This is a genomic window from Microbispora sp. CA-135349 (assembly GCF_050947365.1).
Lineage (GTDB): Bacteria > Actinomycetota > Actinomycetes > Streptosporangiales > Streptosporangiaceae > Microbispora.
The window spans coordinates 7,547,034-7,561,595 of sequence record NZ_CP192001.1; the positions used below are offsets into that span (position 1 = coordinate 7,547,034).

Consider the following 14,562-nt stretch of genomic DNA (forward strand, 5'->3'; position numbering starts at 1 on the left):
ATGACCGTGACGTATGACGTCGACGAAGCCGTCGCCACGATCACGCTGAACCGCCCCGACGCGATGAACTCGCTGACCGTCGCGATGAAGACCGACCTGCTCGCGGCCGTCCGGCGCGCCGCGGACGACGCATCGGTGCGTGCCGTGCTCCTCACCGGCGCGGGCCGCGCCTTCTGCGCGGGGCAGGACCTGCGCGAGCACGCCGACAACCTCGACCGGGGCCTCGGGCTGGCCGGCACCGTGCGCGAGCACTACAACCCGATCGTGCTGGCCGTCACCTCGATGGGCAAGCCGGTCGTGGCCGCCGTCAACGGGGTCGCCGCGGGGGCGGGCGCCTCACTCGCGTTCGCGTGTGACTTCCGGGTGGCGGCGGAGAGCGCCAGGTTCTCGATGGCGTTCACCGGGATCGGGCTCGCGCCGGACTCGGGGGCGTCCTGGACGCTCCAGCGGCTCGTCGGCCCCGCGCGCGCCCGGGAGATGCTGCTGCTCGGCGACGTCGTGGACGCCGCCAGGGCGCTGCAGCTCGGTCTGGTGGGCGAGGTGGTCCCAGCCGACCGGCTGGCGTCGGCCGCCCGCGACCTCGCCGTACGGCTCGCGCAGGGGCCCACCCGGGCGTACGCCGCGACCAAGGCGGCGCTGGACCACGCGGCGTCCTGCTCCCTCGCCGAGGCGCTGGAGCGGGAGGCGGTGCTTCAGGACGAGTGCGCGGCCACCGCCGACCACGCGGCGGCCACCAAGGCGTTCCTCAACAAGGAGAGGCCGGCCTTCGAAGGCCGATAGGCGCTTCAAAGCAGACAACACAGCGAAGGCCGACAGGCGCTTCGAAGCAAACGACACAGCGAAGGCCGACAGGCGCTTCGAAGCAATCAGACACGGCGAAGGGCGCTGACGGCCTCGCGGACGTGGCAGTCGGCCACGTGGTCGTTGACCAGGCCGATGGCCTGCATCAGGGCGTACGCGGTCGTGGGGCCGACGAAGCGGAAGCCGTGCTTCTTGAGCTCCTTGGCCAGCGCCGTGGAGCCCGCGGTGCGGGCCGGGACGTCGGTGAGGGTGCCGGGCGCCCGCCCGGGTTCCTCGGCGTACTTCCACACCAGCGCCGACAGCCCGCCCGGCACCTCCAGGGCGGCGCGGGCGTTGGCGACGGCCGCCTCGATCTTGGCGCGGTTGCGCACGATGCCCGTGTCGGCGAGCAGGCGCTCCACGTCGCCCTCGTCGAAGGCCGCCACCGCCGGGATCGAGAAGCCCGCGAACGCCTTACGGAAGTTGTCTCGCTTGCGCAGAATCGTCAGCCACGACAGGCCGGACTGGAACGCCTCCAGGGTGACCCGCTCGAAGACGAGGTCGTCTCCGTGGACCGGACGGCCCCACTCCTCGTCGTGATAGGCGACGTAGTCGGGTGTCGTGCCCGCCCATCCGCAGCGGACCAGCCCGTCATGCGCCGTCACCACGCCTCCTCCGCCTCCGCGCGGTCACGCTCGGCCCGGCTCTCGTCGGCGTCGCCGTCCTGCTCCGCTTCGGCCTGCTCCGCTTCCACCTGTCGCGTCTCCTGACGCGCCTGCGGCCGCGCGTACGATAACTCGGCCACGCGCTGCTCGAGCACCGCGATGCGCGTGTCGCGCTCGCCGAGCGCGACCGAGACCCGGTGCAGGGTCTCGTCGACCGCCTGGGTGCTGTAGCCCACGAGACCGATCGGAAGCCGGAGCGCGACCAGGTCGGCGGGAGTCACCTGGCCGGCCGCGGGCAGGTCGAGCGGTGGCACGTCGGGAGGGAACTCCGCCATCTCGCCGCCGTGTCCCAGCGAGACCATGACCACGCAGGCGATCACGGCGAGTCCGGCGATGACGAGTACGACCAGCACATACGAATCGTGCCACAACTCTCCGGCATGCGAGCATGGAAGCATGACGCGCGTGATCGGCCCCGACGACGAGACCGAGCCCGGCTGGGTCGAGGCCGCCTCGCTGCCGGAGGTGTCCACCCTGGCCCGGGCGGGGCACACCGTCGTCGTGACGCTTCCCGGCGACGAGACCGAGGCGCTCGCGGCCGCCGCCGCCTACGCCTGGGCGGGCGCGAGCGTCTTCAGGACGTCCCATGACATACGGCGGGCCCTCGACATGACCGAGGCCCTGCTGGGCCGCCGGCCTCCCGTCCTGACCCGCCGCGGCCTGGCCTGATCAGGACTCGCCCAGTTCCTCCCCCGTGGGGCTGAGGTGGGGCGCAGGCCGCTCCAGCAGGTCGAGCGCCTCCTCGACCGTGGTGGCCCAGGAGATCGCGTCGAACACGTTCGGCCGGGTGAAGCCCTGCTCGTACATGCCGTCGACCAGGTCGCGCAGCGGCCTGTACAGGCCCCAGGGGTCGAGGACGACCAGTGGCCGCTCGTGCAGGCCGAGCACCCGGGAGGTCCAGATCTCGAACAGCTCCTCCAGGGTGCCGATGCCGCCGGGGAGCACGAGGAACGCGTCGGACCTGGCGTCCATGATCCCCTTGCGTTCCCGCATGTCGGTGGTGACGATCAGCTCGTCGGAGTCGGTGTCGGAGATCTCGATGTCGACCAGGGCCTGGGGAATCACCCCGATCGTGTGGCCGCCGCCGGCGCGGGTGGCCCGGGCGACCTCGCCCATGCAGGAGACGATGGCGCCCCCGCTGACGAGGCCGTGGCCGCGGCGGGCCAGTTCCGTTCCCACCTCCGCGGCGAGGTCGAGGTACTTGCGGTCGATCTTCTGACTGGAGGAGCAGTACACGCAGACGAACACACCGCAACCCTACTGAGCGCCGGCGCGCCGATCGGCCTCCACGATGAGCCGTACGGCCTCGTCGGGGTCGTCGGTTACCGAGACCAGTTCGACGTCCTGCGGCGAGATCTTGCCCGTCGCGAGCAGCGTGTCGCGGATCCAGTCGATCAGCGGCGACCAGAACGCGACACCCATCATGATCACCGGGAACGAGGTGACCTTCCGCGTCTGCACCAGGGTCAGCGCCTCGAAGAGCTCGTCGAGCGTCCCGAAGCCGCCGGGCAGGGACACGAACCCGCTGGCGTACTTGACGAACATCGTCTTGCGCACGAAGAAGTAGCGGAACTCGATGCCGAGGTCCACGTAGTCGTTGAGGCGCTGCTCGTGCGGCAGTTCGATGCCGAGGCCGACCGAGACGCCACCGGCTTCGAGAGCGCCCCTGTTGGCCGCCTCCATCACCCCGGGCCCGCCGCCGGTGATCACCGCGTAGCCCGCCTTGGCGAGCGCCGAGCCGACCTTCACCCCGAGTTCGTACTCGGGGCTGTCGGGGCCGGTGCGGGCCGAGCCGAAGACGGTCACCGCCGGAGGAAGGTCGGCGAGGGCGCCGAAGCCCTCGACGAACTCCGACTGGATGCGCAGGACCCGCCAGGGGTCCTCGTGCAGCCAGCCGGTGGGGCCGCGGCGGTCGAGCAGGCGCTGGTCGTGCGTGGATTCGGGGACGAGGCCGCCGCGGACGAGCGACGGACCCTGCCGGCGTTCGGGTCGGGTGTGGTTCATGACGGTCACGCTAACGGTCGGGACGGGGAACGGTGCAAGACGCACGCACTGCCCGGGCACCCCGCGGCCCAAACGCGCGGCACCGGCCGCAGGGGTTCGTGGTAGGGCCTTTCCCACCTTCGGCTGGGGTCGCCTTCCGTTCCCGCTCCCGTCACGACCGCGTCGTCCCTCTGGTTCACCGCCGTGGGCGCCGGTGTGTTCGAGTCCGCCTTGGCGGTGGCCGGCATGCTCGCCGACGGATCGGCCTCCTTGACCGGCCTGGCGGGCGGCCTCGGTTTCCGGCTGACGGTCTTCGCCGCGGCGATCTTCATGGCGGTGCGCCTGCGTCAGGGGCGAGGCTGGGCACGTGTCGCCCTCGCTTTGACCTTGGGGGTCTTCTTCAGTGGCTGATGGACGGGCATTCGATCGTCGAGTTCCTCACCGGCGCCGACGCCACGACCCTCGCCTTCACCTTCAGCCGGGTGCTGCACCTGTCGGCGGTGTGGGGAGCGATGACTCTCATGTTCAGCCCCATGGCCAACGCCTACTTCCGCAGCGTCCGCCGCACTGCCTGACCGGCACCCCCGCCTGAGGCGCCGCTCCGGAAGAATCTTGAAAAAGATCCTCGGAAGGACGGAACCGGTCGTCGCCGAGGCTCCGTCTAAGAAACGAGGGTGCTGCTCGGGACGAAAGTGGCTTTCCCCGCCAAATGGCCGGCGAGGAAAGCCACTTTCTTCTATCTATGGCCAGTATCTATGGCCAGTTCTACGGCCGATAAGGCTCACTCGCTGAGCCAGGCCGTCATCCGGCGCTCGCTCTCGGCGATCTCGGCCAGGCTCACGCTCTCTCCCGCCGTGTGGGCGACGTTCGGGTTGCCCGGGCCGCAGTTGACGGCGGGCATGCCGAGGGCCGAGAACCGCGCGACGTCGGTCCAGCCGAGCTTGGCCCGGGGGGTGCCGCCGATCGCGGCGGCGAACGCCGCGGCGACGGGGTGGGTCAGTCCCGGGCGCGCGCCCGGGACTCCGTCCGTGAGCCGCACGTCGAAGCCGTCGAAGACCTCCTGGACGTGGGCGAACGCCTCCTCCACCGTGCGGTCGGGGGCGAAACGGTAATTCACCGTCACCACACACTCGTCCGGGATCACGTTTCCGGCCACCCCGCCGCGCACGCCCACCGCGTTGAGCCCCTCGTGGAACTGGAGGCCGTCCACCACCGGCCGCCGCGCCTCGTACCGGGAGAGGGTCTCCAGGACCGGCGCGACGCCGTGGATGGCGTTGACGCCCTCCCACGACCTGGCGCTGTGCGCGCGCACGCCCTTCACCGTGATCTCGGCGCGCAGCGTGCCCTGACAGCCGCCCTCGATGAGCCCGTCGGTCGGCTCCATCACGACCGCGAAGTCACCCGTGATCCACTCGGGGTGGGTGCGGGTGAGCCGCAGCAGGCCGCTCCGCTCGGCCTCGATCTCCTCGCAGTCGTAGAAGACGAAGGTCAGGTCGCGGTTCGGCTCCGCCAGCAGGCAGAGCTTGAGCTGCACCGCCACCCCGCTCTTCATGTCGGAGGTGCCGCAGCCGTAGAGCACGCCGTCCTCGGCTCTGCTGGGCAGATTGCCCGCCACCGGAACCGTGTCGATGTGCCCGGCGATCACCACGCGCTCGGACCGGCCGAGGTCGGTGCGCGCCACCACGGCGTCGCCGTCCCGCAGCACCGTGAGATGGGGCAGTGGCCGGAGCGCCTCCTCGATGGCGTCGGCCAGCGCCTTCTCCGCGCCGCTCACCGATTCGATGTCCACCAGTCGCGCCGTCAGCGCGCCCACGTCCTGGGCAAGGTCGAGCCGCATGTCACCCGACCCTAACCCACGGGCTCACGCGATCTGCACGGTGGCGACGGGCTTGGTGTCCTTGCGCCAGCCGTCGTGACCGGCGGCGGCCGTCCAGGTGACGCCCTCGAAGCGCACCTGGCGCAGGCTGTACTTCTGGGCGTGGACGACGTACCAGGCGGCGACCAGCCAGCCGCGCTTGGGCGCGGAGTCCGCGCCGAGCGCGCGTACGAGCTGCTTGCGCGCGGCCTCCGTCTGCGGTGGCGCGGGCTTGTCTGCCGGGGGGTACCAGCAGTGGACGGCCTGGGGCACGCGCCCGGCGAACGCCGCCGAGAGGATCTTGGCGTCGTACTCGTGCTCCGCGTAGGCCGAGCCGTCGGCGGAGCGCTGCACGGCCTGGGCCGCCTCGTGCAGCGGCAGGGTCCGGTAGTGCTTGACCTTCTCCAGCGCGGCGAAGAACTTCCGCGCCGAGTAGACGGGGTCCTGCAACTGCCGGGCCGTCCCCCAGCCCTGCGAGGGCCGCTGCTGGAAGACCCCCACCGAGTCGCGGTCGCCATAGGGCAGGTTGCTCAGCTTCGACTCCTGGATCGCGGTGACGTAGGCGATCTGGAGGGCGCGCTCGGGCAGTTTGCGCCGCACCGCGACGGCGGCGATGGTGGCGGCGACCTGAGCCTGCTCGATGTCGAGGTCGAGCGTGCCGTCGGAGGTCTTGATCATGCAGTGTTCGCCCAGTGCGAAGGGCTGGGTCCGCTTCAGCAGGTGATAGGCGCCGTAGAAGATGGCCGCGCCCAGCAGGACGACGATGACGACCACGGTCAGGACAGGTTTGGTGAGGCGCCGTTCCACGAGCAGAACCTACCCCGGTGATCAGGGCATCCGATCCACTCGAACGGACCCCGGGGTGAGCGGCCGGGCGTAGGCCGCCTCCCACTGGCCGCCCTGCACACGCTGGAACGACAGCAGGCGGCCGTCTCCCGCCCGATAGTCGGCGAAGTCGAGCAGGCCGCGCTCGGGCAGCCCGGTGTTCCCCTCGGAACGGAAGGCGGCCGTGCCGCGCTCGATAGGAGCGAACTCCACGCCGTCGACGATCAGCATGTGCCTGGCCGGCACCATGCCCTGGGTCGGCACGTCGGTCCACAGAAGGACCTCCAGGTGGAGGGACTCGCCCTGCGTGCCCGGCCGCTCCTCGATCGACAGCCAGTTGTGGCGCCGGGCGCCCTCGTCGAGCAGGTACTCCGTCCACTTCTCGCCCTGCATGGTGCAGTGCAGGGCGCCCACGGCCCGATAGCGGGCCGCATCCACGTAGACCGTGTCCCCGACCCTGATCGTCCGGGGGTCGAAGAAGTCGGCGTCGGCCACGGGGGCACTCAGCGGCAGTCGCCCCGGGGCGGCGGGCGGGGTGCGGACAGGCTCTCGCGCACGCGTGCGCCGGGCCGCGGCGCTCCGCACGATCGCGCCCAGCACGACGACGACCGTGGCAAGGCCCAGCACGATCACGATCGCTGTCGTCATGGCGCGCGATCCTACTGGAGGCGGCTCACCGCCGCATCGACGCGCTCGTCGGTGGCGGTGACGGCGATGCGGACATGACCGCGTCCGGCGTCGCCGTAGAACTCGCCCGGCGCGACGAGGATGCCCCTTTCTGCCAGGGCGCGCACCTGGTCCCAGCAGCCGGTGCCGTTCGTGGCCCACAGGTAGAGCCCGGCGGCCGAGTGCTCGACCCGCCAGCCGGCCCGCTCGAGCGCGGGCCGCAGCACCGACCTGCGCCGGGCGTAGCGCTCCCGCTGCTCGTCGGCGTGCGCGTCATCGTCGAGCACGGCCGCCGTCGCGGCCTGCACCGGGGCGGGCATCATCATGCCGGCGTGCTTGCGCACCTCCAGCAGCCGTCGTACGAGCCGGGGATCGCCGGCGACGAAGCCGGCGCGGTATCCGGCGAAGTTCGACCGCTTCGACAGCGAGTGGACCGCGAGCAGGTTCTCGTGGGAGCCCTCGCACACGTCCGGGTGGAGGACGGAGACCGGGTGCTCCTCCCAGCCCAGCTCGATGTAGCACTCGTCGGACGCCACGACCGCGCCCCGTTCGCGCGCCCACGCGACGACCTTGCGCAGGTGCTCGGCGGGCAGGACCCGTCCGGTGGGGTTGGACGGCGAGTTCACCCAGACGAGCGGCACCCGCTCCGGGCCCAGCGCGAGGAGCCCGTCGGTCGCGTAGGGCTCCGCTCCGGCCAGCCTCGCTCCCACGTCGTACGTGGGATAGGCCAGCTCGGGGAAGACCACGCGCTCGCCGGGACGCACGCCGAGCAGCGTCGGCAGCCAGGCCACCAGTTCCTTGGAGCCGATGGTCGGCAGCACGTCGGCGGGGTCGACCGTGACGCCGTGCCGCCGCCGCAGCCAGCCCGCGGCCGCTTCACGCAACCGCGGGGTGCCGTACGTCAGGGGATAGCCGGGGCTGTCCGCGGCGGCGGCGAGCGCTTCACGTGCGACCGGGGGCACCGGGTCGACCGGCGTGCCGACCGACAGGTCGACGATCCCGCCGGGATGCGCCCGCGCCAGGTCCTGGTAGGGCACGAGCCGATCCCATGGGAAGTCCGGCAACGCAAGCAAAGAAAATCCCCCAGTCGTCACGGACCACGCCGGTCAGGCGTCGGTCAGTGGTCCTCACCCTGTGGCGGAAGCGCCGCGATCACCGGGTGGTCCTTGTTGATCTTGCCGACCTTCGATGCGCCGCCGGGCGACCCCAGCTCCTCGAAGAAGTCGACGTTGGCCTTGTAGAAGTCCTTCCACTGCTCGGGAAGGTCGTCTTCGTAGAAAATCGCCTCTACGGGGCACACCGGCTCGCACGCACCGCAGTCCACGCACTCGTCGGGGTGGATGTAGAGCATGCGTTCGCCCTCGTAGATGCAATCGACGGGGCACTCCTCGATGCACGCCTTGTCCAGGACGTCCACGCAAGGCTGCGCGATGACGTACGTCACCTCAGGCTCCTTCTGGGTTGCACGGCTCGACCGCGGGTTGCTAGCCCTAGTATTGCGGTGCCTGCCGACTAGCCGGAACAGGAGGGGGGCAATCGTCGTGGCCCCTCGGCTCGGAGCCCGTCTCGTGATCGCCATCACCCCCGCCGACGTGGGCAAACGGGTGACGACGCGGCGCAGGGTGCCCGGCGGGCACCGGGACGCCGTCGGCGTGTTGGAATCCTGGCACGACGGGCTGCTCATCGTCCGCAAACGGGACGGAAGCCTCGTCGAGATCGCCGAGGACACCCTGGCCGCCGCCAAAGTCGTGCCGCCCGCGCCGCCCGCCCGGTAATCCCCTCGCCTCGTGCGGACGCCGACTCGGTAATCCTCCGGCAATCGTCCAGCGCGCCGCCGCGAACGTCCGCCGCGGCGCGGGGAGTATACGCGGCGTGACCATACGTGCCTGCGTCGTGACGATCGCCTCGGCGGCGATCCTCCTGTCCGCGGCCTCGGCGTGCTCGAAGTCGTCGTCGCCGGACAAGCCGCTGCCCCCGTTGAACCCGCGGGCCGACAGCCTGGAGTCCGGGTTCGGCACGATGGACAGGCTCGTCGAGGCGGCCAAGAACGAGGGCGCACTCACCGTCGTGGGCCTGCCGGGCGGCTGGGTCGGTTACAAGGAGATCATCGCGCGCTTCTCCGGCAAGTACGGCATCAAGGTGACCTCGATCGTGCCGGAGGCGAGCAGCAAACAGGAGATCGACACCGCGGCCCGCCTGCGGGGGACGAAGCAGGCGCCGGACGTCTTCGACCTCACCATGGAGGTCGCGGCCGCCAACACCAAGCTCTTCGCGCCGTACCGGGTGACGGGGTGGGCGGACATCCCCGACGAGGCCAAGGAGCAGCGGGGCCGCTGGTACGCCGCCTATGGCGGATACATGTCGGTCGGCTACGACCCGAAGAAGGTCCCCGCCCCCGCGTCGTACGGCGCGCTGGTCAGGCCGGGGACGATCGTGGCGCTGCCCGGCGACCCCCGCCGGGTGGCCTCGGCGTTCAGCGCCGTGATGGCCGCCTCACTCGGCAAGGGACTGCCGGACGCCGCACGGGGCGTGGACCTGTTCGCACGTCTGAAGAAGGGCGGCATGCTCGGCCGCCCCGACCAGGCCGGCGCGGTGGTCGACTGGGACTTCATGAACACGGCGCGGGCCGCCTCCGGCCGCGGCCCGGCGGCCTGGCGGGTGACGGTTCCGAAGAACGAGGTGCTCGCCTCCTACTACATGCAGGCGATCAGCGCCGACGCGCCGCATCCGGCCGCCGCCCGGCTGTGGGAGGAGTTCCTGCTGTCCGACGAGGGCCAGAACCTCTTCCTGAAGGCCTACGCCCGGCCCGCCCGCATGGAGGCGATGGAGATGCGCGACACGCTGGACGGGGACGCCGCCGCCAGGCTGCCGGAGGCGTCCGGCGACCCGGTGATCCTGAGCATCCCCGAACAGGACAAGGCCAAGTCGTACGTCAACGCGCACTGGGCCCAGATGGTCGGTTGAGCAGCCTGATCTCGCAGGGGCGACGGAAGCCGTAAAGTGTGTCGTTATCCCAGCAGTCTCACAAGTCGGCATGAGATTGCGGCAATCCCGACACCGGGCACCACGTGTCAGAATGCGAGCCGATCTTGCGGTACGAAACTCCCAGTCCCACTCGATGGAACGCTCGCGCCTACGACAGCTCCTTCGGCTACGTCTCGGCTCAGGGCGCGCCGCTGGTGGAACTGCTCGACCCGCGCCCCGGTGAGCGCGTGCTCGACCTCGGCTGCGGCACGGGCGTGCTCACCGCCGACATCGCCAGGCGAGGCGCCCACGTGCTGGGCATCGACGGCTCCCACTCGATGATCGAACAGGCCATCGCGCACCACCCCGGACTCGACTTCACCGTGGGCGACGGCTATGACTTCACCGTCGCCCAGCCGTACGACGCGGTCTTCTCGAACGCGGCGCTGCACTGGATGAGCCGCGACCCCGGCGCGGTGATCGACTGCGTGCGGGAGGCGCTGCGGCCCGGTGGCCGGTTCGTCGCCGAGATGGGCGGCGCGGGCAACTGCGCGGCCCTGACCGCCGCCGTGTTCACCGCCTGGCGTGAGTACGGCCTGCCCGAGCCCGAGCTGCCGTGGTATTTCCCGAGCCCCGCCGAGTACGCCCTCCGCCTTGAGAAGGGCGGGTTCACGGTCCGGCTGCTGGAGTATTTCGACCGGCCCACCCCGCTCGACGAGTGCCCGAACGGCGCGGCCGACTGGGTCAGGATGTTCGCGGGGTCGCTGCTCGACCGGGTGCCCCCGGCGGCCGTGGAGCCGCTGCTGCGCCGGGTCAACGAACTGGCCGCCCCCGCCCTGCGCCGCGAGACCGGCTGGATGGCCGACTACGTCCGCCTCCGCTTCGCCGCCGAACGCCGTTGAGTCGGGTGGACCACGAATCTCCACCGCTGCGGGGGCGATTTGCCAGACTATGGACTGGTCTTTGTGAGTGATGGGGACAGCATGAACTTCTGCCTGAGTGACCTCGTGCCACCGCTGCGCTGGAGTGACGCTGCCCGCATCACGACGCTGGCCGACCGGCCCGGCCTGCCGGACGCCTGGTGGCGGACGCTGCCCCTGCACCGGGTGCTCGCCGTCCTGGACGCCGAGGCGCTCGGCGACCTGCTCACCGAGCTCGCGCTCGGCCACTGGCCGGCGGCGGCCGTCGGTGACGTGCTGCCCGCGCTGCACGTGCTGGACCCCGACGAGGCCGACGACCCCCAGGTCGCCATCGCGCTCGACCGGGCGGGGTCGTGGCACGGCCTGCTCGCGCTGTCCGGCCGGGAACTGGCCGACCAGCCGTTCGTCAAGGCTCGTCCCGTGCTGACCGCCCTTTTCACCGCCGTGTTCTTACGGATGTTCCCCGAGGAGGCCGTTCCCGGCGCCGAGCGGGACATCGAACAGGACCCCGAGCAGGACATCGAGCAGGACATCGAGCAGGACGAGGCGCCGGAGGAACGGCCGGACGAGGATCTTCCCTCGCTGATCGACGCGGCCTTCGGCGACCTGGACGACCAGACCTGGATGGTGGCGCAGAACCGGGTCTTCGCCGACGAGCCGTCCGCCCCCGAGCAGCTCGCCAAGCTGCTGGCCGTCCCTCCCGCCGTGATCCACGATCTCGAAGCGGCCCTGCGTGACCGCTTAACCCGCTGGCTCGCGCTGCCGGAGGCCGCGCCGTACGCGGAGCACCTGGCCCGGCTCACCGACACGCTCGGGGCCGCGGTTCCGAAGGCGCGGCTTGTCACTGCGGCCGAGTGGCACGGGCGCGAACTGCGCTCGCTGGAGGTGCCCGCCTGGCGGTTCGTGCTCGCCACGCTTCCCGGCCACCGGCTCCACGGCGACTGGCTCGTGGCCGGCGACATCGAGGACCTGCGGAGCAGGACCCGGAATCTGATCGCCTCGGCCGAGCGGCCGCCGACCGTCCCCCAGGCGCTGGAGATGATCGGTTCTCTCGGCATCCGTCCCGACGTGGCCAGGCAGTGGCTGGAGAGCGTGCCGCAGCTGCGCGCGCAGAAGGCGTCGGAGATCAACCCAGGGATCAACCCAGAGATCAGCCCGGGGACCAACGCGGACATCGACCCGGAGATCAACCCGGAGATCAACCCGGAGATCGACGCGGAGCAACCGCCCGACCGGCAACAGGACGGGCAACAGGACGGGCAGCGGGGCGGGCTCAAGGACGTGGCGCTGACCCGGCGGTGCTTCCGGCAGCCGGACGGCAGGTGGTGGCTCAGAGTGGACGTCTCCGGCGACCACCTCGACGGCGGCGAGGTGCCGCTGCCGAGCGGGTTCGCCGCGTACGTCGGTCTCGCCCCGGGCGAGGAGCGCATGGTACGCAGCGCGGCCGGGGAGGTCGGCCTCTCCTGGCACGCGCGGCCGGCTCTGGGCTCCCTCAAGCGGATTCTCAGCGAGGTCTCGGCCGAGGAGGGCAGCCACATCTTCCTGACCCTGTCCGAGGAGGGCATGCTCCGCGTACGGCACCTGCCCGCGGCGAACGGCGGCGACCAGACGAGCCGTGCGCTGCGCCTGGTGGGCTACACCGCGCCGGGCGGCACGCCGGAGCAGGCCGCGCGGGTGATCGCGACGCGCGTCGGCCTCTCCGGACCCGCCGACCGCCCCGAGCTCCTCGCGCGGCTGCGAGAACGCGGGGACCGCGACCTGCTGACCCTGCTGGGATAGCCCATGCCCCGGCTCGCGATCTCCCCGGAGTTCCTGCGCGGGCTCGGCGCGCTCACCCGGCCCGTCCGACGGGACGTCGCCCTCGCGGTACGCCGGTTCCTGCTGAACGCCTCCGGCGCGCCGCATCCCGAGAGGGTGCGCAACTCCCGCGACCCCCGCGTCGCCACCCTGCGGCTCGCCGACCGCCACCGAGGGGTGGTGGTGCGGCAGGAGGACGTCTACTGGCTCCTCACCGTGCTGCCGGACGCCGAGGCGTGGTCGTACGCCCAGCGGCACAGGTTCGGCGTCAACACGGCGGTCGGGATCGTCGAGACATGGGACGCCGAGGCCCTGGAGCGGGTCGAGCCCGCTCTGCGCCGTGCGTCGGACACCGGCGGACGGCCGCTGTTCGAGAACTGGTGCGACACCGATCTGCAGAGCGTCGGCGTCGACGCCCGCCTGCTGCCGCTGCTGCGGCTCATGACGTCGGAGTCGCATCTCGCGGCCCTTGAGCCGCTGCTTCCGCAGAGCCAGTACGCGCCGCTCGCCGCGCTCGCCCGCGGCGACTCGCTCGCTGCGGCCTGGCGCGAACTGGACGCCTGCCGCTCCCGGGGCGTCGACGACATCGACCCCGAGGACCTCCTCGCGGCGCTGCGGCGCAGCCCCGACCGGGCGGCGTTCGCGGCCGGCGCCGCGGAACTCGAACGCATCCTGACACTGCCCGACTGGTGCACGTTCCTGTACCCGCCGCAGCACACGTACGCCAACTGGCCGGCGTACGAGCAGCCGGTGCTGATCACCGGCGGCGCGGGGACCGGCAAGACGGTGATCGCGCTGCACCGGGCGGCCCTGCTGGCCCGCGCGGCCACCGGCCCGGTGCTGCTGGTCACGTTCTCACAGGGCCTCGCGACCGAGCTGTCCGCACGACTCGACAAGATCATCAATGACGAGGTCGTCCGCAAGCGCGTCGAGGTGGGCAACGTCGACAGGATCGCCCACCGCATCGTCGCCGAGGCGGAGGGCCGCTCCCCCGCGCTCGTCTCCTCCGATGACCTGGCCGACCTGTGGCAGGAGGCGGCCGTCGGACGCTTCGGCAGCGCGTTCCTGCTGCGTGAGTGGGAGCAGGTGATCCTCGCGCAGGACCTCCGGACGCTGGAGGAGTATCAGGCCGCCGCCCGTCCTGGCCGCGGCGTCCGGCTCGACGCCGAGGCCAGGACGATGGTGTGGGAGGCCGTCCAGCAGGTCATACGACGGCTGCGCGAGTCCGGCCGGCGCACCCTGCTCCAGCTCGCCTCGGAGGCGGCGGGCCTGCTCGGACGCGCCGTGGGCGACCTGCTGGGCGACGAGGCGCCGGGGCGGGAGCCGTACCGGCACATCGTGGTCGACGAGGCGCAGGACCTGCACCCGGCGCAGTGGCGGCTGTTGCGGGCGGCGGTGCCCACCGCCCCGAACGACCTGTTCATCGTCGGGGACCCGCACCAGCGCATGTTCGACACGCGGGTCGCGCTCGCGGACGTCGGCGTTCCCGCCCGCACGTTCCACCTGAGGATCTCCCACCGGCTGTCCGCCGAGACCCTGTCGTGGGGGGTGCGCCTGCGCGGCGGCGGCCCCGCAGACGGCCTGGTCGCGGGCAACGCCGAGATGTACGGCTATCGCGCGCTCGACCACGGCGCGCGTCCGATGGTGCGCGGATACGTGAACGCGGAGGCGGAGATCGCTGGGCTCGTCTCCACTGTGGCCGAATGGCTGGAGGAGGGGGTGCCGACCGCCCAGATCGCGGTGGCCGCACGCACCGCGAACCTCGTGCGCACCGCCCGCACCGCACTACGCGAAGCGGGCATCATGGTCAAAGTAACGTCCCTCCATGGCATGAAAGGGCTGGAATTCCGTCGGGTGGCCGTGATAGGCGTGGCTGACGGAATCGTGCCGGCGCCCGACGCGCTGACCCCGGCCGACGAGGACCCGACGGCCCGGGCGCACGATCTGCAACGCGAACGGGGGCTGCTCTACGTGGCATGTACGCGGGCGGGGGAGTTGCTCTATGTGTCCTATTCCGGCCGAGCCAGTCCCTTCATCCCGGCCTGAC

The 14,562-nt window shown here is 71.6% G+C and carries 18 protein-coding genes; 9 read left to right on the top strand and 9 right to left on the bottom strand.

Annotated features, from left to right (window positions below):
- Window positions 1–780: an enoyl-CoA hydratase-related protein gene (locus ACQPZZ_RS34765; protein WP_432926089.1), complete on the top strand. Its 780-nt coding sequence runs from the start codon at window positions 1–3 to the stop codon at window positions 778–780.
- A gap of 86 nt (window positions 781–866) precedes the next feature.
- On the opposite strand, the gene ACQPZZ_RS34770 is transcribed toward ACQPZZ_RS34765, so the two are convergent.
- Window positions 867–1,445 (bottom strand): DNA-3-methyladenine glycosylase I, encoded by a 579-nt coding sequence (locus ACQPZZ_RS34770; RefSeq protein ID WP_432926091.1) that lies wholly within the window; start codon window positions 1,443–1,445, stop codon window positions 867–869.
- A complete protein-coding gene (locus ACQPZZ_RS34775) occupies window positions 1,442–1,858 on the bottom strand; it encodes a hypothetical protein (RefSeq protein WP_432926093.1) in 417 nt (138 codons plus the stop codon). The genes ACQPZZ_RS34770 and ACQPZZ_RS34775 overlap by 4 nt, the downstream gene beginning before the upstream one ends.
- Window positions 1,859–1,901: 43 nt before the next feature.
- On the opposite strand from ACQPZZ_RS34775, the gene ACQPZZ_RS34780 reads away from it, so the two are divergent.
- Entirely contained in the window at window positions 1,902–2,174 is a 273-nt protein-coding gene (locus ACQPZZ_RS34780; RefSeq protein WP_432926095.1) for a hypothetical protein, read from the top strand.
- On the opposite strand, the gene ACQPZZ_RS34785 is transcribed toward ACQPZZ_RS34780, so the two are convergent.
- Window positions 2,175–2,753, bottom strand: a complete 579-nt coding sequence (locus ACQPZZ_RS34785) for a TIGR00730 family Rossman fold protein (protein ID WP_432926097.1) — start codon at window positions 2,751–2,753, stop codon at window positions 2,175–2,177.
- A 9-nt stretch (window positions 2,754–2,762) separates the two neighbouring features.
- Window positions 2,763–3,509 (bottom strand): TIGR00730 family Rossman fold protein, encoded by a 747-nt coding sequence (locus ACQPZZ_RS34790; protein ID WP_432926099.1) that lies wholly within the window; start codon window positions 3,507–3,509, stop codon window positions 2,763–2,765.
- A gap of 183 nt (window positions 3,510–3,692) precedes the next feature.
- Between ACQPZZ_RS34790 and ACQPZZ_RS34795 the strand changes: the two genes are divergently transcribed.
- Together ACQPZZ_RS34795 and ACQPZZ_RS34800 are read left to right on the top strand one after the other, a co-directional pair.
- Window positions 3,693–3,899, top strand: coding sequence for a hypothetical protein (locus tag ACQPZZ_RS34795; RefSeq protein WP_432926101.1), 207 nt, complete (start codon window positions 3,693–3,695; stop codon window positions 3,897–3,899).
- Window positions 3,899–4,063, top strand: coding sequence for a hypothetical protein (locus ACQPZZ_RS34800; protein ID WP_432926103.1), 165 nt, complete (start codon window positions 3,899–3,901; stop codon window positions 4,061–4,063). The genes ACQPZZ_RS34795 and ACQPZZ_RS34800 overlap by 1 nt, the downstream gene beginning before the upstream one ends.
- Before the next feature lie 206 nt (window positions 4,064–4,269).
- On the opposite strand, the gene dapE is transcribed toward ACQPZZ_RS34800, so the two are convergent.
- The 5 genes from dapE to fdxA are packed head-to-tail and all read right to left on the bottom strand — an operon-like array spanning window position 4,270 to window position 8,278.
- Window positions 4,270–5,325 carry a succinyl-diaminopimelate desuccinylase gene (dapE, locus tag ACQPZZ_RS34805; RefSeq protein WP_432926105.1) on the bottom strand — a complete coding sequence of 352 codons (1,056 nt, stop codon included), beginning with the start codon at window positions 5,323–5,325 and terminating at the stop codon, window positions 4,270–4,272.
- A 24-nt stretch (window positions 5,326–5,349) separates the two neighbouring features.
- Entirely contained in the window at window positions 5,350–6,150 is an 801-nt protein-coding gene (locus tag ACQPZZ_RS34810; RefSeq protein ID WP_363646975.1) for a hypothetical protein, read from the bottom strand.
- Window positions 6,151–6,171: 21 nt separating this feature from the next.
- A complete protein-coding gene (locus ACQPZZ_RS34815) occupies window positions 6,172–6,816 on the bottom strand; it encodes a DUF4178 domain-containing protein (protein WP_432926108.1) in 645 nt (214 codons plus the stop codon).
- An 11-nt stretch (window positions 6,817–6,827) separates the two neighbouring features.
- Window positions 6,828–7,907, bottom strand: a complete 1,080-nt coding sequence (gene dapC / locus ACQPZZ_RS34820) for a succinyldiaminopimelate transaminase (RefSeq protein ID WP_432926110.1) — start codon at window positions 7,905–7,907, stop codon at window positions 6,828–6,830.
- 44 nt (window positions 7,908–7,951) lie between these two features.
- Window positions 7,952–8,278, bottom strand: a complete 327-nt coding sequence (gene fdxA, locus ACQPZZ_RS34825; RefSeq protein ID WP_363646978.1) for a ferredoxin — start codon at window positions 8,276–8,278, stop codon at window positions 7,952–7,954.
- Between the two features lie 97 nt (window positions 8,279–8,375).
- On the opposite strand from fdxA, the gene ACQPZZ_RS34830 reads away from it, so the two are divergent.
- The 5 genes from ACQPZZ_RS34830 to ACQPZZ_RS34850 all read left to right on the top strand — a co-directional run bounded on the left by ACQPZZ_RS34830 (window position 8,376) and on the right by ACQPZZ_RS34850 (window position 14,561).
- On the top strand, window positions 8,376–8,609 hold the full coding sequence (locus ACQPZZ_RS34830) for a hypothetical protein (RefSeq protein WP_432926112.1): 234 nt from the start codon (window positions 8,376–8,378) through the stop codon (window positions 8,607–8,609).
- A 97-nt stretch (window positions 8,610–8,706) separates the two neighbouring features.
- On the top strand, window positions 8,707–9,798 hold the full coding sequence (locus ACQPZZ_RS34835) for an ABC transporter substrate-binding protein (RefSeq protein ID WP_432926114.1): 1,092 nt from the start codon (window positions 8,707–8,709) through the stop codon (window positions 9,796–9,798).
- Between the two features lie 125 nt (window positions 9,799–9,923).
- Window positions 9,924–10,700, top strand: a complete 777-nt coding sequence (locus ACQPZZ_RS34840; RefSeq protein WP_363646981.1) for a class I SAM-dependent methyltransferase — start codon at window positions 9,924–9,926, stop codon at window positions 10,698–10,700.
- Window positions 10,701–10,763: 63 nt separating this feature from the next.
- The gene (locus ACQPZZ_RS34845) at window positions 10,764–12,497 is read left to right on the top strand and encodes a hypothetical protein (protein ID WP_432926116.1); all 1,734 of its coding nucleotides are present in this window, start codon (window positions 10,764–10,766) and stop codon (window positions 12,495–12,497) included.
- A 3-nt stretch (window positions 12,498–12,500) separates the two neighbouring features.
- A complete protein-coding gene (locus ACQPZZ_RS34850) occupies window positions 12,501–14,561 on the top strand; it encodes a UvrD-helicase domain-containing protein (RefSeq protein ID WP_363646983.1) in 2,061 nt (686 codons plus the stop codon).
- Window position 14,562 lies beyond the last annotated feature (1 nt).